This window comes from Lacticaseibacillus baoqingensis, from assembly GCF_003946165.1.
Taxonomy (GTDB): Bacteria; Bacillota; Bacilli; order Lactobacillales; family Lactobacillaceae; genus Lacticaseibacillus; species Lacticaseibacillus baoqingensis.
In genome coordinates this window covers 1-23,707 of sequence record NZ_RHOI01000021.1, presented here as the reverse complement: position 1 = coordinate 23,707, position 23,707 = coordinate 1, and the positions used below count along the sequence as shown (strand labels likewise).

General features: G+C 50.0%; 21 protein-coding genes and 1 other RNA gene. 19 read left to right on the top strand and 3 right to left on the bottom strand.

Translation table 11 applies throughout. From position 1 onward, the window contains the following. Positions 1-84 precede the first annotated feature (84 nt). The 4 genes from pflB (at position 85) to EKM91_RS09155 (ending at position 5,336) form a co-directional block, all read left to right on the top strand. Entirely contained in the window at positions 85-2,346 is a 2,262-nt protein-coding gene (gene pflB / locus EKM91_RS09170) for a formate C-acetyltransferase (RefSeq protein ID WP_125753102.1), read from the top strand. A 113-nt stretch (positions 2,347-2,459) separates the two neighbouring features. Next, positions 2,460-3,293 (top strand): pyruvate formate-lyase-activating protein, encoded by an 834-nt coding sequence (gene pflA / locus EKM91_RS09165; RefSeq protein WP_125753099.1) that lies wholly within the window; start codon positions 2,460-2,462, stop codon positions 3,291-3,293. 100 nt (positions 3,294-3,393) lie between these two features. Beyond that, positions 3,394-4,362 carry a LysR family transcriptional regulator gene (locus EKM91_RS09160; RefSeq protein ID WP_125753096.1) on the top strand — a complete coding sequence of 323 codons (969 nt, stop codon included), beginning with the start codon at positions 3,394-3,396 and terminating at the stop codon, positions 4,360-4,362. Between the two features lie 47 nt (positions 4,363-4,409). After that, positions 4,410-5,336: a manganese-dependent inorganic pyrophosphatase gene (locus EKM91_RS09155; RefSeq protein WP_125753093.1), complete on the top strand. Its 927-nt coding sequence runs from the start codon at positions 4,410-4,412 to the stop codon at positions 5,334-5,336. A 1,129-nt stretch (positions 5,337-6,465) separates the two neighbouring features. Here EKM91_RS09155 and EKM91_RS09150 read toward each other — a convergent pair. Both EKM91_RS09150 and recU read right to left on the bottom strand, forming a co-directional pair. Further along, positions 6,466-8,790 carry a PBP1A family penicillin-binding protein gene (locus tag EKM91_RS09150; protein ID WP_125753090.1) on the bottom strand — a complete coding sequence of 775 codons (2,325 nt, stop codon included), beginning with the start codon at positions 8,788-8,790 and terminating at the stop codon, positions 6,466-6,468. After that, a complete protein-coding gene (recU, locus tag EKM91_RS09145) occupies positions 8,783-9,397 on the bottom strand; it encodes a Holliday junction resolvase RecU (protein WP_125753087.1) in 615 nt (204 codons plus the stop codon). The genes EKM91_RS09150 and recU overlap by 8 nt, the downstream gene beginning before the upstream one ends. Before the next feature lie 78 nt (positions 9,398-9,475). On the opposite strand from recU, the gene EKM91_RS09140 reads away from it, so the two are divergent. The 15 genes from EKM91_RS09140 to EKM91_RS09075 all read left to right on the top strand — a co-directional run bounded on the left by EKM91_RS09140 (position 9,476) and on the right by EKM91_RS09075 (position 23,041). Next, positions 9,476-10,045 (top strand): SLOG family protein, encoded by a 570-nt coding sequence (locus EKM91_RS09140; protein WP_125753084.1) that lies wholly within the window; start codon positions 9,476-9,478, stop codon positions 10,043-10,045. Positions 10,046-10,100: 55 nt separating this feature from the next. Further along, complete coding sequence (gene gpsB / locus EKM91_RS09135) at positions 10,101-10,502, top strand: cell division regulator GpsB (protein WP_125753081.1); 402 nt, start codon at positions 10,101-10,103, stop codon at positions 10,500-10,502. Positions 10,503-10,514: 12 nt separating this feature from the next. After that, positions 10,515-10,874: RNase P RNA component class B (rnpB, locus tag EKM91_RS09130), an RNA gene on the top strand. 80 nt (positions 10,875-10,954) lie between these two features. Next, positions 10,955-12,091 (top strand): THUMP domain-containing class I SAM-dependent RNA methyltransferase, encoded by a 1,137-nt coding sequence (locus tag EKM91_RS09125; RefSeq protein WP_125753078.1) that lies wholly within the window; start codon positions 10,955-10,957, stop codon positions 12,089-12,091. 371 nt (positions 12,092-12,462) lie between these two features. Continuing rightward, complete coding sequence (locus EKM91_RS09120; RefSeq protein ID WP_125753075.1) at positions 12,463-13,662, top strand: MFS transporter; 1,200 nt, start codon at positions 12,463-12,465, stop codon at positions 13,660-13,662. Positions 13,663-14,055: 393 nt separating this feature from the next. Next, positions 14,056-14,190 carry a hypothetical protein gene (locus EKM91_RS14185; protein WP_274379981.1) on the top strand — a complete coding sequence of 45 codons (135 nt, stop codon included), beginning with the start codon at positions 14,056-14,058 and terminating at the stop codon, positions 14,188-14,190. Then, positions 14,187-15,095: an ABC transporter ATP-binding protein gene (locus tag EKM91_RS09115; protein WP_125753072.1), complete on the top strand. Its 909-nt coding sequence runs from the start codon at positions 14,187-14,189 to the stop codon at positions 15,093-15,095. The genes EKM91_RS14185 and EKM91_RS09115 overlap by 4 nt, the downstream gene beginning before the upstream one ends. Next, a complete protein-coding gene (locus tag EKM91_RS09110) occupies positions 15,088-15,843 on the top strand; it encodes an ABC transporter permease (RefSeq protein WP_125753069.1) in 756 nt (251 codons plus the stop codon). Before EKM91_RS09115 ends, EKM91_RS09110 begins: the two co-directional genes overlap by 8 nt. A gap of 12 nt (positions 15,844-15,855) precedes the next feature. Then, positions 15,856-16,296, top strand: coding sequence for a MarR family winged helix-turn-helix transcriptional regulator (locus EKM91_RS09105; protein ID WP_125753066.1), 441 nt, complete (start codon positions 15,856-15,858; stop codon positions 16,294-16,296). An 832-nt stretch (positions 16,297-17,128) separates the two neighbouring features. Then, entirely contained in the window at positions 17,129-17,938 is an 810-nt protein-coding gene (locus tag EKM91_RS09100) for a DUF2399 domain-containing protein (RefSeq protein WP_125753063.1), read from the top strand. 736 nt (positions 17,939-18,674) lie between these two features. Further along, the gene (locus EKM91_RS09095; protein WP_125753061.1) at positions 18,675-19,859 is read left to right on the top strand and encodes an RNA-guided endonuclease InsQ/TnpB family protein; all 1,185 of its coding nucleotides are present in this window, start codon (positions 18,675-18,677) and stop codon (positions 19,857-19,859) included. A gap of 162 nt (positions 19,860-20,021) precedes the next feature. Beyond that, complete coding sequence (locus EKM91_RS09090; RefSeq protein WP_125753058.1) at positions 20,022-20,897, top strand: SDR family NAD(P)-dependent oxidoreductase; 876 nt, start codon at positions 20,022-20,024, stop codon at positions 20,895-20,897. Between the two features lie 82 nt (positions 20,898-20,979). Then, positions 20,980-21,954 (top strand): amidohydrolase family protein, encoded by a 975-nt coding sequence (locus EKM91_RS09085; protein ID WP_125753055.1) that lies wholly within the window; start codon positions 20,980-20,982, stop codon positions 21,952-21,954. A 16-nt stretch (positions 21,955-21,970) separates the two neighbouring features. After that, complete coding sequence (locus tag EKM91_RS09080; RefSeq protein WP_164508520.1) at positions 21,971-22,414, top strand: MarR family winged helix-turn-helix transcriptional regulator; 444 nt, start codon at positions 21,971-21,973, stop codon at positions 22,412-22,414. 30 nt (positions 22,415-22,444) lie between these two features. Next, positions 22,445-23,041 carry a hypothetical protein gene (locus tag EKM91_RS09075; RefSeq protein ID WP_125753049.1) on the top strand — a complete coding sequence of 199 codons (597 nt, stop codon included), beginning with the start codon at positions 22,445-22,447 and terminating at the stop codon, positions 23,039-23,041. 187 nt (positions 23,042-23,228) lie between these two features. Here EKM91_RS09075 and EKM91_RS09070 read toward each other — a convergent pair whose 3' ends face one another. Next, positions 23,229-23,432: a hypothetical protein gene (locus EKM91_RS09070; protein WP_125753046.1), complete on the bottom strand. Its 204-nt coding sequence runs from the start codon at positions 23,430-23,432 to the stop codon at positions 23,229-23,231. Positions 23,433-23,707 lie beyond the last annotated feature (275 nt).

Genomic DNA, 23,707 nt, shown 5'->3' with positions numbered 1-23,707 from the left:
AAGTGCTTGCAAGATCCATGTGACGTGTTATACTAAGAATGTAAAATCTGTGACATGGTAATCACATTTTAGGAGGCATTTCAGATGAAACAGCTAGACAAGTCCCAGCTCAAAGATTACTGGGAAGGTTTCAATGGTGGACGATGGCAAGACGAGGTTGATGTCCGTGACTTCATCCAAAACAACCTGACCCAATACAATGGGGACGAGAGTTTTCTCGCCGGTCCTACTGAAGCAACAACGATCTTGAACAATCAGGTTTTGAACCTGAAGAAGCAAGAACGTGCTAACGGTGGTGTCCTCGACGCTGATACAAAGGTTGTCGCAACGATCACCAGTCATGGCCCTGGCTACTTGAACAAGGATCTTGAAAAGATCGTTGGGATCCAAACTGACAAGCCATTCAAGCGTGCGTTCATGCCATTTGGTGGTATCCGCATGGCTGAAGATGCTTTGGAAGCATACGGCTACAAGCCAGATCCAGAAATGCACAAGATCTTCACTGAATATCATAAGACACATAACCAAGGGGTCTTCGATGTTTATACCCCGGATATGCGCAAGGCGCGTCACTACAAGATCGTTACCGGTCTTCCAGATGCATACGCCCGTGGCCGTATCGTTGCCGACTTCCCACGGATCGCGATTTATGGGATCGACAAGTTGATGGCTGACAAGTTCTACGATTTCGAACACACTGGCGACGGCGAAATGACCGACGATGTGATCCGTCTGCGTGAACAGATCAACGATCAATACAAGGCTTTGAACGACATCAAGAAGATGGCTGCTTCTTATGGCTACGACATTTCCAAGCCGGCAACTAACGCGCAAGAAGCTATCCAATGGATCTACTTCGGCTACTTGGCTGCAGTTAAGACCCAAAACGGGGCTGCGATGTCTGTTGGCCGTATCGATACCACGATCGATGCCTTCATCGAACGCGATATGAAGCGCGGTGTGATCAACGAAGAACAAGCCCAAGAATTGATCGACCATTTGGTTATGAAGTTGCGGATGGTTCGCTTCATCCGGACGACCGAATACAACGATCTGTTCTCTGGCGACCCGATCTGGGCAACCTTGTCCTTAGGCGGTGTCGGCTTTGACGGTCGTCATCATATCACCAAGACGGCCTTCCGCTTCTTGAAGACCCTCGACAACATGGGCGCTGCACCAGAACCAAACATCACCTTGTTGTGGTCTTCCGCATTGCCTGAAGGTTTCAAGCGTTATGCAACTGAAGTTTCCATTTCCAGTTCGACCATCCAGTACGAAAACGATGATCTGATGCGGACCGAATGGGGCACAGACTACTACGGCATTGCTTGCTGTGTATCTGCACAACCGATCGCTGACGGGGTTCAATTCTTCGGTGCCCGTGCTAACTTGGCTAAGGCCATCTTATACGCGATCAACGGTGGCATGGACGAAATTGGTGAAACCCAAGTTGGTCCTGAAACCGAACCGATTACTTCTGACGTCATCGACTATGATGAATTCATGAAGAAGTTCTCCAAGCAAGCTGACTGGCTGGCTGACGTGTATGTCAACGCTTTGAATGCGATCCACTACATGCACGACAAGTACTACTACGAATCTGCACAATTGGCATTGAAGAACACCAACCTCGATTACACCTTTGCAACCGGGATCTCTGGTTTCTCCCATGCGGTTGATTCCATCTCTGCCATCAAGTATGGCAAGGTTCACCCAGTTCGTGATGAAAAGGGTGTTGCCGTTGACTTCGAAGTTGAAAACGACGACTATCCTCGCTATGGGAACAACGATGATCGTGCCGACAACATTGCTAAGTGGCTCATCAAGTGGTTCTACGGCAAGATGAACACACATCATCTGTATCACAACGCTAAGCTGTCTACCTCTGTTTTGACCATCACGTCTAACGTCGTTTATGGTAAGAACACTGGTACTACACCTAATGGCCGTCAAAAGGGCGAACCATTCTCACCTGGTGCTAACCCAGCTTACGGTGCTGAAAAGAACGGTGCTTTGGCATCCTTGATGTCCACCGCGAAGATCCCTTATCACTATGCAACTGATGGGATTTCCAACACCTTTGGCGTTACCCCTAACACCCTTGGTCACGATGACGAGACCCGCAAGGATACTCTGGTCAACATGATCGATGGTTATATGGAAAACAACGGGATGCATTTGAACATCAACGTCTTCAACAAGGAGACTTTGATCGATGCGCAAAAGCACCCAGAAGAATATCCTACATTGACCGTTCGTGTTTCTGGCTACTGCGTATACTTCGCAGATCTGACCAAGGAACAACAAGACGATGTCATTTCCCGGACCTTCTTCGAAGAAATGTAATCTGGTTTAACGACCACACAGTCATGCAGCGGGAGCCCATGTGGCTCCCGTTTTGCCTAAAGGCGAGAAGTTGCTTCTCGCTTTTAGGCAGAATCGCAATAGGGGGAATAACCATGAAACTATTCGACAACACCGATGCACCAGTCAATGTCGTTGATCAAGCTGCTGTTGAAGCGCAAGGTCCTATCAAAGGATACGTCCACTCCGTCGAAAGCTTTGGCGCCGTTGATGGTCCTGGCATCCGTTTTACCGTCTTCTTGCAAGGCTGTCGGATGCGCTGTCAGTATTGTCACAACCCTGACACTTGGAATATTGGTGTCGGTGATGAAATGACTGCTGATCAGGTCTTAGACGATGCCCAACGCTACAAAGCGTTTTGGGGTGACACCGGTGGCATCACATGCTCTGGTGGGGAATCATTGGTCCAAATCGATTTCTTGTTGGACTTGTTCACTAAAGCCAAGCAACGCGGTATTTCAACTTGCTTGGATACTTCAGGCAACCCGTTCACACGCGACGAACCTTGGTTTAGCCAGTTCAAGAAGTTGATGGCAGTGACCGATATTTCTTTGGTTGACATCAAGCACATCAACTCTGCTGAGCATAAGAAGCTGACAGGGTTTGGTAATGAAAACATCTTGGATATGATCCAGTGGATGTCGGCTAACAACTGTGACATGTGGATCCGCCATGTCTTAGTCCCTGAGCGGACCGATTATGATAATTACCTGACTGAATTAGGCGATTACATCAAGACCTTGAATAACGTCCAAAAAGTCGAAGTATTGCCATACCATACTTTAGGCGTTAAAAAGTATAACGAATTAGGGATCGCTTATCCGCTGGATGGCATCGAGCCACCAACGCCAGACCGCATCCGCAACGCTGAAAAGCTCTTGCACACCGCGGACTATAACGGTTACAAGACTTGGAAGCCAACAAAGTAATTTCTTAGCTCTACTATAAGAAAGAAGCAACTTTTCAGTTGCTTCTTTTTTTAATTTAACTTATTATTGGGTGAGAGAAGGATAAATAAAGGAGTTCGCCATGAAGACCAAGCAAGAAAGCATTTTTTCGTCCAAGACGCTGACGTATTTCCTGCAACTCGCCGACACCATGAACTACACGCAAGCCGCGCAATTACTAGGCATCACGCAGCCGGCATTGACCCAACAGATCAAGAAGCTTGAGCGCACGGTCGGGGCGCCATTATTTTATTCTGTGGGCAAGAAATTGCACTTGTCTGATGCTGGACGCACGATGTTAAAAGCGACCCATCAGATCTATGACGTGTTGAATCAAGCCACTGATCAGATCCAACAATCCACTGATGCCACCACTGGCAAGATCCAGATCGCGTTGTTGGCGTCAGTTGAAGACTCTGCGTTTACGGCATTCATCGCTGATTACTACAAGCAAAATCCTGATGTGGAAGTGGCGCTGCGCATGATGACCCGCCATGAGATCTGGGAGAAGCTGGAGAATAACCAAGTCGATTTGGCGATCATGTACTTGCCAGACGATACGATCAAAAACTGGAAGCCATATGCTTCCAAGAAGATCATCGACGAGCAGCTGGTCTTTTTGCATCATGATGACCAGCTGGCAAACCGTAAGCGAGTGCATTTCAAAGACACCTTGCATTCGCCTTGGGTGACTTATCCAGAAGATTATTTCTTGAGCCATTTACTCAAAGAAGCCTATAAGAACCGCATGGTCGATTACCCGCATGCCGTCGCCCAATTCACCACGCCTTATCAGCTGACGCAATTTTTGAATCACACTGGTGTAAACACGGCACTGCCGAATAGTTTCTATCAGGCCCATCATGATCAGATCCATGCGCATGCGGTGGCTTTTGAGCCTGCGATCAATTTTGAGTTGGCGTTTGTTTATCGCAAAGGCAAAGATGAGATCCCGCGCGTGGCGCAATTTTTGCACGCATTCGACGAATATTTCCTAGATCAAGATTACTTGTCGCGGGTCGCGCAGAACCGTGTTACACTTAATGAGTAAAGCGTTCGCAAATCGCGGCGCAATCAACTAAAGGAGTAATCAGACTAATGACCACTTTGATTTTTGGACACCAAAATCCTGATACGGATGCCGTCACCAGTGCCATGAGCTGGGCGGAATTCCAGCGCCAATCTGGCAACACCGATGTAGAGGCGGTTGCTTTAGGCAGTCTCAATGATGAAACCAAGTTCGCTTTGGATTTCTTCAAGCAAGCGGCACCGCGCGTCATCGACGCCGCTAACGGTGCAGATGTGATGCTGGTCGATCATAACGAAGCGCAACAATCCGTTGCTGATCGCGCTGATTCAACGATTTTGACCGTAGTTGATCATCATCGCTTTGCTAATTTTGAAACGGCTGCACCATTGTTCATTCGCGCAGAACCAGTGGGCAGCACGAACTCGATCATTTATGAGATGTTCCAAGAAAAAGGTTTCACCATTTCTGCCCAACTCGCAGGATTGATGTTGTCTGGGATTGTGTCTGATACATTGCTGTTGAAGAGCCCAACCACCACAGATCTGGAACGCAAGATCTTACCAGAATTGGCTAAGATCGCCGGGATCGATCTGGAAGATTATGGTTTGAAGATGCTCAAAGCCGGGACCAACTTGGCGGCGAAGTCCGATCTTGATATTACCCAAGGCGATGCCAAGTCCTTTGACATGGGTGGCAAAACCGTCCGCATCGGCCAAGTCAACGTGGTCGACCTTGAAGAGATCTACGCTCGTCAAGCAGATATTGAAGCTAACTTGAAAGCAGAAGCTGAAAAGAATGGCTATGATCTGTTCTTATTAGTGGCGACAGATATCTTGAACTCTAACTCTACCGGGTTAGCGTTTGGTGAAGGCAAAGACAAGCTGGAAGCGGCATTCAACGCGAAATTTGATGCCAATGGCCGCTTAGCATTGCCAGGAGTCGTTTCCCGCAAGAAGCAAGTGGTACCACCATTACAGGCGGCTTTTGAAGCTTAAGCTCCTGATCAAACCGTCACGGTCGCTAGACCGTGGCGGTTTTTTGATTTCTTGGCAAAGGACTCGAGGATGGTCAGTGCCGCAGCGCTTGCCAACTTGGTGCGGATCCTTGTATATAGTAGTTGATGGTTGCGGCGATTTTATATAATTAAATTGTTTTGGTATATGTGAAAAAATAACTTTCGTTGGCCAAATGGCGGCAGATCAAGGATATTGGTCTATGATTAGATCAAACGCAAAAATAATTTGAAAAAGGGGTTCCATTATCGGAAAAACATGGTATACTGACCTCACGATCATGGGAACGGATATGGTGCTGGTACACATCATACGTTTTTCCGTTCTTTAACAGCGGGGACTCCTGCCGGGTAACCGGACCTCGCAAACGCTAAAGGGTAGACCCTTAAGATGGCCCAGAACTTTTTTGGGCACTGGCCTGACGTGTGGAGATAACGTCGCCAACCAGGTGAGCTAAACCCTCATCAGGAAGGCGACCTGCAAAAGCCCCGCTAATCGCAACGGGCAACGTAATTAAACCTTGGCATAAAGCCATTCGCGGCTCGGCAAACCGCGCACCTGCCAAACAGGTGAACCGCCAGGACACGTCAGCGGGAAACCCGACGTGTCTTTGTCGTGTAGAGCGTGAACCCAAGCGCACTTAGGGGTGTGGGTAAGGCAGCCTGGGTGCGTCGCGGTACGCGACGTGACTGGGATGACTTACCCGCGACCCCGTTGCTTGGGTGATCGCGTTTAAAGCAGAGCGTGAACCCAAGCGGGCATAGGGGTGTGGATAAGGCAGCCTGGGTGCGTCGCGGCACGCGACGTGACTGGGATGACTTACCCGCGACCCCGTTGCTTGGGTGATCGCGTTTAATCAGAGCGTGAACCAAGGCGCATTTAGGGGGTCGGGCTAATTAGGTGTGACGGCAGTCGGCACAGCCGGCGGACGGCGCGACTGGTTAGCACGCACCCCCGTTGCCTTGGGTGATCGCGTTTACATCATGCGGCATACGGCTTCTCAAGCCTCTGTCAGACCGCACCGGTATGGTATTTCCCAGAAGCATAACCCCTGCGTAAACCGCAAAAAAAGGCGTCCACCAAATCAAATGGTGGACGCCCTTTTAACGTGCTAGCGTTGCGGTGGTGAAGGTTGCGCTGATTCCGTCGCGCTGCTTGCAGACTCAGCCGGAGCTGGGGCACTGGAAGCAGAACTCGTCGCCGCGCTGGAACTTTCAATGACACTTTCGATGCTGGAGCTTGAGGAGCTGATGATGCTGCTGGAACTCGAGCTGACGGTACTTGAGCTGGAGCTGGTCGAAGTGGTGCTGGAAGCACTGGAGCTGGCTGATTCAGCATCTGGTGCGGCAGTCTTGGAACTTGGTCCATACCCGCGCACATACAATTCGCGCGTCGTGCCTGCTGTCGAGCCGGTCAGTGCCGTACCTGGGTTGCTGCCAGCCAAGATGTGTTCGACTAAGACCGAACTTGGCTTGGTCCAATCCGAGTTGCTGAGATTTGAGTCGTTGTTATATTCATAGGCCATCAAGGTCTTGTAGATCTTCTGGGCGATTTCTTGTTGATCATAATTGAGGCCGGCAGTGGTGGCTTTGTCGTACCCGGTCCAAACAGAGATCACACGTTGTTTGGTGTAGCCGGTGAACCATGAATCTTTTGAGATCCCGGTGCCGCTGAGTGCTGGGTTAGCTGCCAGTTCGGCGTCGGAATAGTCGGTGGTCCCGGTTTTCCCAGCTTCATAAAGGCCGCTGACTTTTGCCGCGGTCCCAGTCCCTTCAGCACTGGTCAAAACGCCTTTGAGCATGTCTGTGATCATATAGGCGGTACTGGACTTCATTGCTCGCGCGCCGGTAGCCTTGAAGGTGGTAACGGTGCCGTCACTTGCGACGACTTTGTTGATGTAATACGGTTTGTAATAGGTCCCGCCATTAGCAAACGCACCATATGCGCCGGCTTCTTGTTCAGTGGTGACTGCCGCGCCGATCCCGTTGGAAAGGAATTGTTGATCTTTTGGCAACGTGATCCCTAAGCCTTTAAGGAAGTTCAAGGCTCGAGAAACGCCGACAGTTTCCAAGGTGCGGATCGCCGGAACGTTACGAGAACCGACTAAAGCTTTGCGCATCGAGATGCGGCCTTGATATTGTTTATCCCAGTCGTACAGCTGCTTATCAGTACCGCCATAAGTGTATGGCGTGTCCATCAGTTGTTCATAAGTCGAGTAGTTCAGGTATTCGATCGCTGGACCGTAATCCATCATCGGTTTCATCGTCGATCCATTACTACGGGTGTTGCGGGTGGCGCGGTTGAAGCCTAAGCGCACATCACCCGTTTTGCGACCGCCGATTTGGGCGATAACGCGCCCAGTATTGGGATCGGTCATCGTGACGGCAGTTTGCATTTTGTTGTCTGGGAAGTAAACCGAGTTGTTGGTATTGACGATGTCGTAAAGTTTCTTTTGCGCATCCATATCAACGTTGGTGTAGATCTTGAGGTTGGCGGTGTACGGATTGACGGCCATCTTCTTTTTGACTTCGGCGATGACTGAGGTGAGGTAAGAGTCGATCACCTTATCATTGGTACTGATTGCAGTGGTGGTTTTTTGCGGCACTAAGCCGCTGTTGATCGGCGTCGCCTTAGCGCTGGTTGCTTGCGCGGCGGTGATCTTGTTGTCGCGCTGCATCGCCGAGATCACGGCGTCGCGGCGTTCTTTAGCCGCTTGCGGATGCGTGTAAGGATCATAGCCGGCAGGTGACTGCGGCATCCCAGCAAGCAAGGCAGTTTGCGGCAAGGTCAGATCCTTGAGCTCTTTGCTGAAGTAGTACTTGGCTGCGGTGGCCATCCCGTATTGGTTGTTGTCCATCCAGACCTTGTTGATGTAATATTCAAGAATTTGCGACTTAGAGTATTTTTGTTCGACTTGCATCGCCAGCCAAGCTTCTTGAGCCTTACGCTTGATGGTTTGGTCGCTGGCTTTGGTGGAAAACACCGACAGCTTGATCAATTGCTGCGTCAAAGTCGAACCGCCTTGCAAGCCATCGCTTTTACCGGTGACGTTGTTGACGAAGGCGCCGGCGATCCGGATCGGGTCGACCCCGAATTTTTCCTTATAAAAACGCCGGTCTTCGATCGATACCACTGCGTCTTTAAGCGATTGGGGAATCTCATTGGCAGTCACGTACACGCGATTTTCCACGCCTAAAGATGTCAGCTCGGTGCCTTTGGCATCATAGATGATCGAGCTGCCACCGCTTTGAAGCACTGATTCGCTGACTTTCGGGGCATCTTTGGCGTACCAAGCAAATAAGGCGATCCCCGCTAAAAAGGCAACGACAAACGCGATCGCTAACCATTTCAACACGGTGACCCAACGCTTAGGGCGATTCGATTTAGGCGCACGCTTGCGGCGCTGCGCTACCCGAGAAGGGGCTGCTTTACTCATGAGAGATTCCTACCTTTGTTTGAATTAACCAGTCGACGCCATGCAGATACGGGATCGGCGGTTGAAGCTTGGGTTGCAATTCGAACCCGTCAGCTTTGATCTTCGTCAGCGTGATCGATTTGCGGCCAGTCGTTTGTGCGGCTTGCCAATCATCGATCAAGTCGCTAGCGGGATAAACGAACAGGCGCTTCAAGGTGACAAAGCGCATCACGACAAAGCACACCCCGGATTGACCCAGACAGTCGGCAAAATGCCGGATCTGATGCGGATGAAAATTTTTCAGCGGGAAGCTGGTTTTATTCTTGGTTTCTTTGGCTTCAAAGTCCAAATAATAACCGCGATAAACGCCATTGTAGTCTGTGGTCGACGGTGTTTTGAAATACGCTTCTTTAATGACAGCTTGGCTGCGCTGAGGGTAATCGACCTTGACGATCTGGATCGGGGTGGGCTTTTTGTACACCACTGCTTGATGCGTCTGTAAGTAATAGTCGTTGCTTTGGTTAAGCGCTTGTTCCAGCGTCATGCCGCGACCGCCATATTCGACGGCAGCCGGTGCGGTTTGCGCCTTGGCTTGGTATGGCTTACCATTAGGATAATGTATTGGCATCGGATCACACTCCTAGCCAACATTATACCAAGTTGTGGGCAAAACCCCTAATGCGGCTGTGAGAAAGGTGGGGTGAACATGCGGGAAAGATTGTGGCTCAGCGGTTATCGGGCCTGGGAACTGAACGTTTACGGCGATCATGACCCGAAGCTGAAAGTCCTTAAATATAGTTTAAAAATCCAACTCCAACAAGCCTTAGATGAAGGAATGCAATGGCTGATCACCGGCGGCGAACTAGGCATAGAGCAGTGGGGGATCGAAGTAGCACTAGGATTGAAAGCCGATTATCCTGAGTTGCAAATTGCCATGATGTTGCCGTATGCTGAATTTGGGCATCAATGGCAAGCAGAGAATCAAGAGCGCTTGGCCAAGCGGCGCAGTCAAGTTGATTTTGCCCGCGAAACCAGCACCCAGCCGTACACGCAGCCGGCGCAGCTGTCAGGGTATAATCGGTTTATGGCCCAGCATACGGATGGAGCGTTATTTTATTACGACCAAGATTTTCCAGGCAAGCCGCAATATGCCTACAAAGCAGCCCAAGCAGAAGCTAACCGGCGCGATTATGCCGTGCGCACGGTAACGATGCCTGATCTTGAAGACGTTGGGCGCGAGTTAGCCGAAGCTGAAAATAGTGATTTTCAAAATTAGGTGCATATGGTATGATGAATATATCCTGTGCTTTTGAATGACGAGGTGTTCGGTAATGGATAGCAAGAGCGAGTCAACTTTCAAGATCCAATACGGTCCAAAGGATATTCTGGATAAGAATTTCAAGAACAAGGTCCGTGGATATGATCCCGATGAGGTCGATGAGTTCCTCGATGGTATCATTCGCGATTATGAAAGCTTTACAGCTGAAATCGATCGCTTGAATGAAGAGAATACCCGCTTGTTCAGTCGTGTCGACGAACTGACCAAACAGCTCAACGTTTCTAAAAACGTCGCGTCTCAGACGCCGCAACAGCCCAGTGCCAATGTCACTAACTATGACATTTTGAAGCGCTTGAGCAATCTGGAACGGCATGTCTTTGGCAGCAAGCTGTCTGATGGTGGCAATAGCCAACCTTCTAACGGTGCGACCGGGCGTGGGATCGACCAATATTAATGATCATTTGTAAACCTTGAGTAATCGCGCCAGGCACCTGTCTGGTGAGGAAAGTCCATGCCCGCACAAGCTGCGATGCTTGTAGTGTTCGTGCCAGGCCCAATAAGCCTGGGTACCGGCAACGGTAACGGCGGCTAAAAGCGCTAAACTTCGGCATGCGTGAGTCAGCCTGAATAGTGCCACAGAGACGACGCCTGATGGAAACGTTAGGATTGGAACGGGTAAACCCCGCGAGCGAGTAACCCAAACTTTGGTAGGGGCGCAAGGGCTAGGGAATTTGAACTGATGCCCTCAACAGTGAAAGCTGAGATAGATGATTACTGAAGGCTCACCTGCCTGAAGGTGAGCTGGAACAAAACATGGCTTATAGAGGTTTACAAACAGGCACGGCCCGGGGCAACCCGGGTCGTTTTTTGGTATAATGACAGTAATTTGAATAACGAGGAGAAAACATGCAATATCAATTAGTCGCTCATATGGCTGCTGGCTTAGAAGCTTTAGTCGCGCGCGAATTAAAGGATTTGGGGTATGAGACCCGCAGCGAAAATGGGAAAGTCTATTTTCAAGGAGACGAAACCGCCATCGCCACAGCCAATGTTTGGCTGCGCACGGCCGATCGCATCAAGATCGTCTTAGGCCAATTCAAGGCCACCACTTTTGATGATCTGTTTGAAGGCGTCAAGGCCTTGCCATGGGATCATTATTTGCCAATGGATGCAGCGTTTCCGGTGGCTGGCCGCTCGGTGCGCTCAACCCTGCATTCTGAGCCCGACGTGCAATCGATCACCAAAAAAGCGATCGTTTCAAAGCTCAGTGAAGTTTATCATCGCCGCGGCCGTTTGCCAGAAACTGGGGCGACTTATCCGCTTGAAGTCTCGATCCTCAAAGATATCGCCACATTGACCATCGATACCACCGGCTCCAGTCTGTTCAAACGCGGTTATCGGGTGGCCAAAGGGGATGCGCCGTTGAAGGAAAATTTCGCCGCCGCATTGGTGATGTTGACGAATTGGCATCCTGACATGCCGTTTGTCGACCCGACGACTGGTTCCGGGACGCTGCCGATCGAAGCCGCGTTGATCGGCCACCATATCGCCCCAGGACTACAACGCCACTTTGCCTTTGAAGACTTCCGCTTCATCGATCCGGAGATCTTGCAAAAAGTCAAAGACGACGCGATGGATGCGGCCGATTGGGATGTCGAACTCGACATCTCCGGCTATGATATCAACCAAGAAATGATCGAGATCGCCCAGGAAAACGCCAAGCAAGCCGGCTTGGGCAATGACATCAGCTTCAAACAGCTGGCCGTCAAAGACTTCAAAACCGACAAACCGCGCGGGGTCATCGTTGCCAATCCACCATACGGGAAGCGGCTGGGCGAACTTGAAGCCGCTCGCAAGCTTTACCGCGAAATGGGCGAGACCTACGCGCCGCTGACTGGCTGGAGCAAATACATCTTGACTGCTGACTTAGGCTTTGAAAAAGCTTATGGCAGCAAGGCCACCAAGCGCCGCAAGTTATATAACGGGGCGCTGCGGACGGATTACTTCCAGTTTTGGGCACAGCGGGCGCCCAAGCAAAAATAACAGATCAAAGTTGTCGAAACAGTGCACACAAAAGCTTTGCTATTCCAAAAAGAGAGCCCATCAACGACATTCAACGTTGATGCGGCTTTTTTTTACTCGTGATTTAGCCTGCGATGGTACAAACCGGTTGCCGACGCGGCCAATCAATCACTGAGATTAATTCGCTGAAAAGTCACTTGGACGGCGTTATGAAAATATTAGCCAACCGTGTGTGAGGGCAGGTGATCTCCTAGGAGTGGTACAATTACATCGTATTTGGTACATTCAGCTCGGAGGACACAATCATGACAATCAAACAATGCAAAAAAATCAACGCTTCAAATTTGATGGGAGGTGGTAAGTAAGAACAATATCCGTAAAGGAGAATTTTTTTGAATAAATATCGTCTGCAAGCATTTGTATTTGTTTTGGTCGCTTTTATGTCAGGGTGCAACGAATTTATGGTGGTTGGTATCCTGCCCGACATTGCCAGCCATTTGCGTGTCTCAATTGCAATGGTCGGATACTTAGTCACGATCTTCGCTACTGTCTATGCCATCAGCACGCCAATCATCACGATGCTGACCAGCAAGTATAACCGCTATAAAACACTGCTGGTGCTAATGGTTGTCTTCTTAGTCGGCAACACGCTTAGTGGGCTGGCAGCGACCTATTGGATGATGATCGCGTCACGGGTGATCGCCGCCAGTGTCTCGGGGGCCATCATCTCGATTATCATGACCTTTGCCAATCAAATCGCGCCTAAAGATCAACGGGCGAATCTGATTTCCTGGATCTATGCCGGATTCAGCATTGCCTCTGTCATTGGCGTCCCGATCGGCACCATCATCAGCACACATTACGATTGGCGCGACGCCTTCTTTGCAGTATCGCTCATCTCATTGCTCACGATTGGGCTGCTGAGTTGGCTTTTGCCCCACCACATTATGCAGGTTCAAGGCGCCATGTTAAAGCAGTTAAGTCTGCTTAAGGATTCGCGGATTTACGTTGGGATCGCAGTGGTCCTGTTCACCGCCGCCACGCAGTATGGGTATTATACGTACATCCGGCCATTGCTGACCACAGTGTTAGGCTTTGATACCCAGCACATCAACCTTCTGCTATTTGTCCTTGGCATCGCCAGTGTATTGAGCAACCGATTCTCTGGCACGATTGCACGCCGCGGCGGTTTGAAGCGAATGCCAAAGTATTATGTGGCAGATGTGGTGATTTTGACCCTGCTGCCTTTGGTCACGATGAGTAAATTCACTGGCTTCGTCATGCTGATTGCGATCACCATGTTGATCACCTTGTTTAGCGCGTCCATTCAGCTTCACTTCATGGATGTTGCCGAGCAGGACTACCCCCAGTCAACGCTATTAGCATCTTCGCTGAGTTCGATATTTTTTAACTTTGGCACCTCACTAGGGTCTGCTACCGCATCGTTGCTAGTCGGGGCTTTAGGAGTTGGTTGGATCAGCTTTGCAGCGGCTGGTTATGCGTTAGTCGCATTAACGATGCTCGTAATACTAAACCACCTTATTGCAATGGGTGAAAAAAAAAAGACTGAATTGCACGCACACTTAAATTAAAGAATGCAAACCCTCATCACGATTCGCGTTGGATGAGGGTTTTGCATTACCCAATCAATGGGTGATACAGGCAGCCACCTCAGCCGCTTATCGCCAACAGGTTAGCAAAATATCAATCAAGGCATCCATCCTCGACAATAAGGATGGATGCCTTCTATTTACAACAAAGGAGTCAATGAATTTTGTTGATCTGTTAAATTCCTGGCTGAAAGTTGTAACCAGAGAAATTGGTAGAAGTGATGTGCTCATAGAAAACGATACCACGAATTGTTTCTATTAACTTTATCGGGTGCAGGCAATCGTAGCCTTGCGTTTTTGTTGACTACTCAACACAATAACGATATACTCATTTCTGTTGAGTGCTCAACACAATTCGTGCAAGGGAGAAATACGATGAAGTTTGATAAAGAAGAGAAGCGTGGCGCTAAGCAGCCAGGCGGTAAGAAGCGGCTGATCATCGAGATCGTCATTGGCGTGGTCGTGCTGGCCCTGATCATTTTGCCTATGGCGTTAGGGGGCATGAAATGAAGCCCATCATCAGCGTGAGTCATTTGACGAAAGACTACGGTGAACATCGAGGCGTCTTTGATCTGTCGTTTGAGACTAGGCAAGGCGAGGTATTTGGCTTTCTAGGACCAAACGGGGCCGGTAAGACCACGGTGATTCGGCACCTGCTGGGTTTTTCTAAGCCGCAGACGGGGAGCTGTTCAATTTTGGGGCTGGATTGTTGGACCCAGCCTAAGGAGATCCAGCGTCACATCGGTTACGTGCCTGGTGAGATTGCCTTTCCAGAGCATTTGACCGGCTACGAGTTTTTGGAACAGATCTCTGCGCTGCGGCAAATGCAATCGCTGGATCGTGCCAGGGAGTTGATCGCCATGTTTGAGATCGATGCCAGAGGCGAGCTGAAGCGGATGAGCAAAGGCATGAAACAGAAGATCGCCTTAGTGACAGCGTTTATGCATGACCCTGAGATCATTATTTTAGATGAACCGACCAGCGGGCTGGACCCGCTGATGCAGTCGCGCTTCATCGCGTTGATCAACAGCGAGAAGGCCCGCGGAAAGAGCATTTTCATGTCTAGCCACATGTTTGAGGAAATCGAGAAGACGTGTGACCGCGTTGCCATCATCAGGCAGGGACAGATCGTGGATACCGTCGTGATGGATGAAATCAAACATGCCAAGCGGAAAACCTTTGAAATCAAGTTTGCCAGCGTTGACGATGCAACCAGGCTGGCTGCAGGACCATTTGACGTGCAGCTGGTTGACCATGCCCCAACCACGGTTCGGATCAAGCTGGCGGATTCACAGCTTAACCAATTGCTACAGGCGTTGGCCTCACTGCATGTGCTTGCCTTGACAGAGATTAAGTACAGCCTTGAGCAGCACTTCATGCAGTATTACGGATCGGAGGATCACGCCAATGTTTAACATCGCAATTTTCAAGCAGAGCGTTAGAAAGAATTATCCGCTATGGCTGCTAATGACTGTGATCGTCTGCTTTTTCGCCTGTATGGTCGCCTATTTGGCGAAGGTCAACCCGAGTCTCAACCTCCCTGGTAGTCCTGGCGGGACTGATCTGATCACGATTTATGCCGGTGCTTTTTACGACATCATGGGACTCATGCTGATCCTGGTGTACGCGATCGCTACGGGGATCCGGCTGGTAGTGACGGAGGTTGATCGCGGCGATTTGAGTTACACGCTCAACACGCCGGTGAACCGCCGGGAAGTCATTTTAACGAAGGTCGTCTTCTACGTAGCCTCGCTATTAGCGATGATCCTGGTGCTGAGTCTTGTCGGCAGCGCCGCAAATGCCATCATATCGCCAGGTAAGCTAGATTACGGGGCGTTTTGGGCCATCAATGGGGTCATGTTTTGTTTCATGTTTGCCATTAGCGGAATCTCGTTTTTTGCCTCTTGCTGGTTCAATAAGACTGGCAGTGCGCTGACAATTTGCGTGGGCATACCGGTGGTCTTCTTTCTGTTCAATGTCATTGCCGGTTTTGGCAGCGACTTCGAGATCTTCAAGTACTTTACCCTCAACACGTTGTTTAATCCCACCGATATCATTGCTGGGAACAACATTATCGCGGATACGGCGACATTGCTTGGCGTTGGTCTGGTACTATATGTGGTAGGGATTATGCGGTTTCTGAAGAAGGACCTGCCGCTGTAAGGAGACGATAGTATGGCTGAGATGAGTGCGATCATGCTCCCGGTGATGATCAATAAGCTCAAAAAAAGATTGGATAGTGCCAATGAGGTGTTGCTGAAGCAGTACGGACTGAGTAAGCTACATCTGCTTTATTTGATGGCACTGCTGGAGCACAATGAAGGTATGACGTTAAAGGAGCTGTCGGATTTTCTGGGCTTTGACAAGGCCAATACCTCTCGAGCAATTTCTAAGCTTATTGATAAAAAATATGTTCAGAAACGTTCACAAGGCGAGCTGGAATTTAAATATAAGGTTGAATTGACATCACAAGGACATGAAGTTGCAAGCTTGATTCAAGCGCAAAATGAGTCCGCAAATCAGCAAATTGTGGCTTTATTTACCCCAGAGGAACTTGCACTGCTGGCGAAGATTGGTTCCAAGCTTTGGCAATATTTGGAAAATGAAGATGCTTGAGCGTGTAAGACGTTTTTTTGATTTCTTGTGCCGAGTGCTGTCAGTGTCTCAGACGTTAGAACCTTACAACCAATTAATCGACGTACCTCCAAGCTCTCTAAGCCACTCACGTATGGTCGAAAAGTCGCTGTTTGCGAGATAGGCTCATTAGTGGCGTCCTGTCGTTGCCTAGCTAAGTGATGGCCGCCCAAGTTCAGCAAAACCTATTGTCTAAATTCACGATCTGTTTGCATGGTGACACACTGCTCTTTTTTATGGGAAGCCGTTTTTGTGTTTTGTCGTATGATCAGAAGCAGAGAGACAAGGTCTATATCTGACGATAATCAACAAACCGGCCAAAGGATTCATTTTTTGGTAGTACAGATCACACCATTAAGATTGTTTGTTGGGAAAACCGTTGTTTATCCGCGATCTTGCTTAAGATATGTATCGCCTCCGCGTAGTCCCCAATTCGCTCCCATAGTTTCCTAACAGTATTATTTAACACGTATGTGATCGTAGGAACCGTTGATTTAACGGCATTCAGTTAGCATAAAGCAAGGGTACTTCCAATACTGGGCACAACGGGCGCCTAAATAGGGGCTAAAGGTGTCGATATCCCGGCCTTAGATAGTCCAAAATACGCGACTATCCCAATCAGCCTCGATTTGGGTCCCGCTCGTTAGCCCGTCAGCTCTAACAAAAGACCCTCATCAACTATAAATATCGTTGATGAGGGTCTTTGACTGGAAACTCAAGTTGACTGCTTCTTTTCTGAGCTCAAAGTATGTCCCGGGGTCACTTCATGAAAACCAAGTGACCCCGGCAGTGGTTTGGCAAAAGGCGGTGCCGAATGATTGATTATCAAGCACAATATTCGCAAGCAACTGGACGTCAGGCGCCGGCGAATGCGGCGCTGCTGACGCCGTTATTTGAGCAAATTGCCAGTGGGCAGCCATTGCCGCCGCGCAGTCAACAGGCCGTAGACTTGGGCTTGACCGCACATGCGCTGAGCGATTCAACCGTTGATCCGCCGCTATTTGCTTATTATCGCTGGGTATTGCTGCACGCGCTGGGGTCAAAGGCCCTTAACGAGGTCACCGCACAGCTGATCGGGTCGACCATCACCATCGCAAACATTTTTCAAACGGATCTGCCACAGCCGATCACGATCAATCCTTGGCAGATCAATGCGATGCTGCAAGCGCCGCTATTAACGCAGCGTGCAGTGGTCATCGAAAACAACGGGACGTTTATTTTACTCCATGAATTGCATCCTGACTGGCCGCTGATCTTGCAGGCTGGCAACGGGTTCACCAGTGCCTATGTAGCCATCATCCAACAACTCGAAGCTCGTGGGGTAGCGCTGACTTACCTGGGAGACCTGGACAGTCGGGGGCTGCAAATGGCTGATCATTTTCTAGGCTTGTTGCAGCATACGTCAGCGGCTGTGGTAACGGCGATTCAGACTCCAGATAACGTCCGTGACTGGGTAGTGCTTTATAAGCAAAGTACCCCTGCCAGCCGCTTTCGTGCAGTCAAGTTGACGGCGAGTGTTTATCAAGCGGAGCTGCAAACATTGCGAGTCAATGCCGGATTTGTTGAGCAAGAACAGCTGCTGGGGGAGTATGAAGTGTTAATTGACCAGTGGCTTATTCAGTGAGGACGCACAAAAAAATTCATCGCCGCCGCGCGATGAATTTTTTTGTCACGAATGAACTAGTCCCGATGGCCTCAGGCCAGTCCTCCAAGCTCGACTGCAAGAGCTGGCTTCTTAACACGAGGTTGGTGCGATGTATTGGCCCGCACTGGGTCCCAAAAGCAGTGCCGAGTTGCCAGGTGATGACAAGCCTGAAACGGTCGTAAAAGTTTATGCGGCCGCCAGTGCCTGGTTTTTTACTTAAAGCGTCCAAGCCGGGCAGGCATTTTCACGGCTTTTGCCCTGAGCATTCGCAGGTTTGGGCTGCTCGGGGTCTTTTCCTCATAGAGCTGCAGAGCCAAAAGCGCGTGAGCCAAAGTAATCTGAGGAAAAGTATGCATACGCATATAAAATGTGGTACACTGTTTCAGTTCGAAAAGGCGGGTGCGCACCGCTGATCAATCACAGCCCCGCAACCGTTGGGCATCCCGACTCAAGGGGCGTTTGCGCGACTGATCAGCGCAGTCAAAGGAGGTTATTAACAGTAATCAATAACGTAGAATACTGTGTTAATTTGTAGTAATTAGTCGTTCTGCGGTAATCAAGTGGAAGGCAGGATGACCAAGTGCTGCGAAATGATAAACTCGTGAAAAATCGCTGACTGATGCATGGACAGATGATGACGGTTTTCATCATGTCTCGACAGGGTCTCCTTATCTTAATTTGCTATGATATCTATAAGCAAGTTGGAGGTGAAAACATGTTGAGAACGCACAAGATCCGGTGCTACCCGAACGCGACGATGCGCCGCGTATTGGCTCAAGCATGCGATTATCGCCGCTATTGTTACAATCTGGCGCTTGCCACGTGGAATGAGCTGTATGACGCGTCAGTCGTTTTGGCAGATAAGACGGCGCGGCCTAACGAACGTCAAGTCCGCAATGAGTTAGTTAACAACAAAGCAGACTGGCAATACAGTCGTTCAGCACGGATCTTGCAATTGGCAGTAAATGACCTAGCGCATGCCTGGGCGAATTTCTTTAACCCTGAGATGCCAGACCATCGTAAGCCACGATTTAAGTCGAAGAGGCGCAGTCGCTGCAGTTTTAAAACTGATCGGGCAACCATTGTTAATGGTAAGCTGCGGTTGGATAAACCGCATGGCTATCGTGATCGATGGTACGATATCCGCTTGGCTGAGAAACTACGCTGGCCAGGGAGTGTTAAACTTGCCACTGTTGTCAAAGAAGCTGATGGCTATTATGTTTGCCTAAGTATCGATGTCAGTCAGCCTGAGCTGTTGCCGGCAAGCCAACACGTATGTGGCGTTGATGCCAATGTTGGCAAATACGTTTATAACGATGGTGAGGCAATTTCTGCAGTCCGCGTATTGACCGAGCAATTGGTCAGTTTGTACAACCGCGTGTCCTTGTACCAACGGCGACTCGCCCGCAAACGTCTAGCGAATCCCAAACACTTTCGTTCTAACAACTATCGCGCAACGAAAACCAAGTTGCAGCGGACCTATCAGAAAGTGACACGGATTCAAAACGACCTCTTGCAGAAGTTTACGACGATGTTGGTGAAAACCAATGGCACGCTTACCATTGAGGACTTGGACGTCAAGCACATGCAGATGAACAAGCAATTGGCGAAGAATTTACATCGCTCGTTGTTTGGACGTTTCAGAATGCTGATGAAGGACAAGGCGCAATGGTACGGCCGCCAGCTGATTATAGTTGATCGGTTCTACCCTAGCACACAGCGGTGCAGTCGTTGTGGGTTAGTGAAAACCGGCGACGATAAACTGACCTTAGCTGGTAATGTCCTTCACGGCACGAAACATCACGAGTTTCATTGTTACGGCTGTGGTGCTCAACTTGAGCGTGACGAGAATGCCGTACAGAACTTGATTCAATATGCTCAGGGGCAGGCTATGTCCTAAAGGTTCAAGAGCCAGTCAATGTTGCAAGGTGACTACCGACGTAAGCATACTGGTGTTAACGGGACCGAATAAAATAATGAATGTACAACTATGAAAGGAAAAATATAATCCTTTACTAGTGTCATTAGACATTCTTCCACATTTTATATAGCAGACTTATCAATGACAAAAACCGTTATCGTGACTGGGGCTAACTCCGGTCTTGGGTTTGAAACGACGAAGCAGCTGGTTGCGCTGCCGTCTGATTATCAAGTGATCATGGCTTGCCGCAATCTGACGAAAGCCAATGCGGCGCGCGATGAGATCTTGCAGGCCGTACCAGCGGCGCAGCTTGTGTGTCTAGCGCTGGACACCTCTTCGCTAGCCAGTGTTCGCAGCTTTGTGGCGGCGTTCAAACAGTTGGGCTTGCCGCTGGCTGGGTTGATTTGCAACGCTGGGATTGCTGGCCGTACGGTGGCTACAACTGCCGATGGGTTCAATAATATTTTTGAGACGAATTACCTCGGCCATTTTCTGCTCACGCAGCTGCTCTTGCCACTGATGACAGATGATGGGCGTATTGTGACGGTCACCAGCGAGCGCCACGACGCGCCGTTAGCCGGTGTGGCCTGGCCTGGGGCAGAGGCATTGGCATATGTCGGCCGTGATGCTGCGATCGACCCGCTGAGTTATTCCTTTTCTAAACTCTGCATGATCATGTTCGCCTATGCGCTCAAGCGGCAGTTAAATGCTGCCGGGCGGGGTATTGCGGTGAATACGGTCAATCCCGGATTGATGGTCGAAACCGGCCTTTCCAAGGATAAATCTCGTTTCACCCCGGCAATGAAGGCGCGTTTTGCCAACTTGATCGGCACCGCCAAAGATTCCGCCAAAATGATCACTGATTTGATGACGGCCGCGCAGTTCGCCGCTGGCCCGGTTCAGTATTTTGACCGGCGCAGCGACCGGCCTGTTGATTCGTCGAAGCTGTCTTATGATGAACAGGCTCAAAAAGAGCTGTGGGACTTCAGCATGAAGGCAGTCGGGCTGGCCAATTAGCCCGATGTTTTTTACCCCAATCTATGCGGTCGCATGCAAATTAAGGCCGTGTGGTGAACTCAAATGACAGGAGCAATTATCAATGAAACTTATTACCGTTGAAGAGCATTACGATACCGACCAAAATATCAAGGAATTCAAGCAGTACTCTGAAGTGAAGAACAATAATCCGCGCCAGGATCAGTTGCGGCCGGACCTGGTCGATTTTGCTAAGAAGGTCGCTTATATGGACCAGCACGGCATCGACATGCAAGTGATTTCCGACGCAGGCAACTCGGCGCAAGTCCTGCCTGATCAGTACGCCGTTGATGGGGCGCACGCCCAAAACGAAACGCTGGCGGAAAACATTAGTCAGTACCCAACGCGCTTTGCCGGGCTGGCGACCTTGCCGGTGAACACGCCTGACCAGGCGGCACAAACACTCGAGTATGCCGTGACCAAACTTGGCTTGAAAGGCGGGATCATCTCCGGCAGCGTCAACGGCCAGTTCTTGGACGACCCGCGCTTTGAACCGATTTTTGCTGCGGCAGACCGGCTGGGCACCACGTTGTACCTACACCCTGGCGTGATCACCAACGACCAAAAAGCCATGCTGTATGACAGCAAGGCCTACAACGCGCTTAGCGCGACTATGATGGCTGGTGCGATGTGGGGTTGGCACATGGAACAAGGCATTCAAATGCTGCGGCTGCTGACGGCTGGCGTGTTTGAAAAATACCCGCATGTTAAAATTGCCTCCGGGCACTGGGGCGAATTCATGCCGATGTTCTTGGAACGCATTGACGGCTTTGGCGGGATGATCTCGGACTTGCCCCTGAAGTACTCAGACTATTACAAGCGCCAAGTCTACTTGTCACCATCGGGGATGTACACTGCTCCGCAGATGCAGCTGGTGCTCAAGGAAATGGGCGCTGATCACATCATGTGGTCAGAGGACTTTCCGTATGTTCAAGCTGGCGAGCAGACGCGTCAATTCTTGGAACAAGCGGACCTCACTGATGCCCAGCGTGAAGCGATCGCGCATGGCACGGCTGAAACCGTGTTTAACTTGCTCTGATCTTGAGGAGGCCGCCATGATTCCAGATCAAAACGATCAAACCATCATCAAGCAATTGCACCTCGCTTCAAACACCGCGCTGCGCATGCTGGATCGCCGATTAAAGCCGCTTGGGGTCAGCAGCAGTCAGTACTTTTTTGTGCTGAAATTGCACGATAATCCAGGCGTCACACAAGATCAACTCGTCCAAGCAGATACGCGACATCAAAGCAATGTGAATCGGGAAATTTCACGGCTGGTCGCTTTAGGCCTCGTGGTTAAGCAGCAGTCGCGTACTGATGGCCGGCGGTATGAGCTGTTTTTGACGGCAGCAGGTGCAGCGTTGTATCCCCAAGTCAAAGCTGCCTTGGATCAGCAAGAAGCAGTCTTGCATGAGTGTCTGGCGACCGCGGCTGGTCAGGGGTCTCAGCCTGACTTTATGGCGGTGTTGCACCAAATCGCACAGTTGGATACCCCTTAATCAGAACCAATCAGCAAGGAAGTGAAACAAATGCCAGAATTAGTGATCAATCAGCATCACTACCCGGATCTGACCATACCAACAGGCTATCAACTTGTAGTTGACAAGCGCGTTTTTCGCAATGGCCAACCAGTGCATTTACGTCGTTATCAACCGGCCGAATTGCCGCAAGAAGCCTTGAATCGCGAACATGTGACCGTGATATCCGGCGAAGACGATGCGTTGATTTCCTACAACGCGTTAACGTCACCCTTGAGCGGGCCGCTGCCCAAGGAAAAGGAGGCCTTTGCCGCAGCAGAGCGCATCTGGCAGCAAGTGGCGCCGCAATATCGGAAACAGTTGTCCCCGTTGCGCCTTTTGACGGGGCTGACGCGAACTTATGTAAACGCGGCAGGGCAGACGGTGACAGTGCCGGTCGAGTGGGCCAAATATATGAACACTGTCGTCGCAGGCAGCTATGAGTGGGTCGGATTCGGTCCGACTGGCCAGATCATCGAGTTCGAACGACAGAACCTTTGGGATTTTGACACTGATCGCCAGGAAACTGAAATGTGGAACGGGGATGACTGGATCCTGGCCCATCGCGGGTTGGGACCACAGCTGCCAGCCCCGTGGCCCGTCGCGTGAGCTGACTATGTTGAATCCATAGACTGGGCGAGCCCCAGGTTGTGAGCAGCACTATTGGTTCGGCTAAAAAAGGCCCTTGCCAACATTGAATTTTGTTGGGAAGGGCCTTTGTCGTATGCTTTTGATCAGCAGTAAAAAAGCTTTGCTGTTTTTATCGCAGAGACAATTTTGCAACATGGAAAAAGTGTCACTGGCTGATCAAGCACTGCTCATTCATCCGGCCAGTCTTCTGGATGATCTTGGTACCAAGATCATCCGCAAAGAGATCCGCTTCTTCTCCAGATAAAATCGCCCCAACGGGAATATCCGGATTCGCCATGTAAACTTCTGCGTTATTGATAAACTCGGTTAGGAGGATATCGACATCAGATTCTGGTGGGTCTGAAGGCAACGGGCCGGCAATTTCTGGTTCATGATAGTGTTTTAGCAGGAAACACCTGATTTTAATTAGGGGAGGAATGCTGTCCTGTACCTGCTTCTCCTTTCTTGATTTAGCATCTTTGCACGAGAACGTATGTTTGTTATAATTTCTGTGGAGGGATAGCCATGAAACAAGCCGTCACCCTAAAGCTGCGCATCACACTTACTTCAGAGGATGCGCTGTTGTTACAAGAAACGATGCGCCAGTTTGCATTGGGCTGCCAGCTGGTGTCGCAGTATGTCTTC

Coding starts and splice junctions, on each gene's coding strand:
- pflA (WP_125753099.1), top strand. CDS start 2,460: ATGAAACTATTCGACAACACCGATGCACCAGTCAATGTCGTTGATCAA.
- EKM91_RS09125 (WP_125753078.1), top strand. CDS start 10,955: ATGCAATATCAATTAGTCGCTCATATGGCTGCTGGCTTAGAAGCTTTA.
- EKM91_RS09080 (WP_164508520.1), top strand. CDS start 21,971: ATGATTCCAGATCAAAACGATCAAACCATCATCAAGCAATTGCACCTC.
- pflB (WP_125753102.1), top strand. CDS start 85: ATGAAACAGCTAGACAAGTCCCAGCTCAAAGATTACTGGGAAGGTTTC.
- EKM91_RS09115 (WP_125753072.1), top strand. CDS start 14,187: ATGAAGCCCATCATCAGCGTGAGTCATTTGACGAAAGACTACGGTGAA.
- EKM91_RS09110 (WP_125753069.1), top strand. CDS start 15,088: ATGTTTAACATCGCAATTTTCAAGCAGAGCGTTAGAAAGAATTATCCG.
- EKM91_RS09150 (WP_125753090.1), bottom strand. CDS start 8,790: ATGAGTAAAGCAGCCCCTTCTCGGGTAGCGCAGCGCCGCAAGCGTGCG.
- EKM91_RS09160 (WP_125753096.1), top strand. CDS start 3,394: ATGAAGACCAAGCAAGAAAGCATTTTTTCGTCCAAGACGCTGACGTAT.
- EKM91_RS14185 (WP_274379981.1), top strand. CDS start 14,056: ATGAAGTTTGATAAAGAAGAGAAGCGTGGCGCTAAGCAGCCAGGCGGT.
- EKM91_RS09105 (WP_125753066.1), top strand. CDS start 15,856: ATGGCTGAGATGAGTGCGATCATGCTCCCGGTGATGATCAATAAGCTC.
- EKM91_RS09095 (WP_125753061.1), top strand. CDS start 18,675: ATGTTGAGAACGCACAAGATCCGGTGCTACCCGAACGCGACGATGCGC.
- EKM91_RS09090 (WP_125753058.1), top strand. CDS start 20,022: ATGACAAAAACCGTTATCGTGACTGGGGCTAACTCCGGTCTTGGGTTT.
- EKM91_RS09140 (WP_125753084.1), top strand. CDS start 9,476: ATGCGGGAAAGATTGTGGCTCAGCGGTTATCGGGCCTGGGAACTGAAC.
- EKM91_RS09155 (WP_125753093.1), top strand. CDS start 4,410: ATGACCACTTTGATTTTTGGACACCAAAATCCTGATACGGATGCCGTC.
- EKM91_RS09075 (WP_125753049.1), top strand. CDS start 22,445: ATGCCAGAATTAGTGATCAATCAGCATCACTACCCGGATCTGACCATA.
- EKM91_RS09100 (WP_125753063.1), top strand. CDS start 17,129: ATGATTGATTATCAAGCACAATATTCGCAAGCAACTGGACGTCAGGCG.
- EKM91_RS09085 (WP_125753055.1), top strand. CDS start 20,980: ATGAAACTTATTACCGTTGAAGAGCATTACGATACCGACCAAAATATC.
- gpsB (WP_125753081.1), top strand. CDS start 10,101: ATGGATAGCAAGAGCGAGTCAACTTTCAAGATCCAATACGGTCCAAAG.
- recU (WP_125753087.1), bottom strand. CDS start 9,397: ATGCCAATACATTATCCTAATGGTAAGCCATACCAAGCCAAGGCGCAA.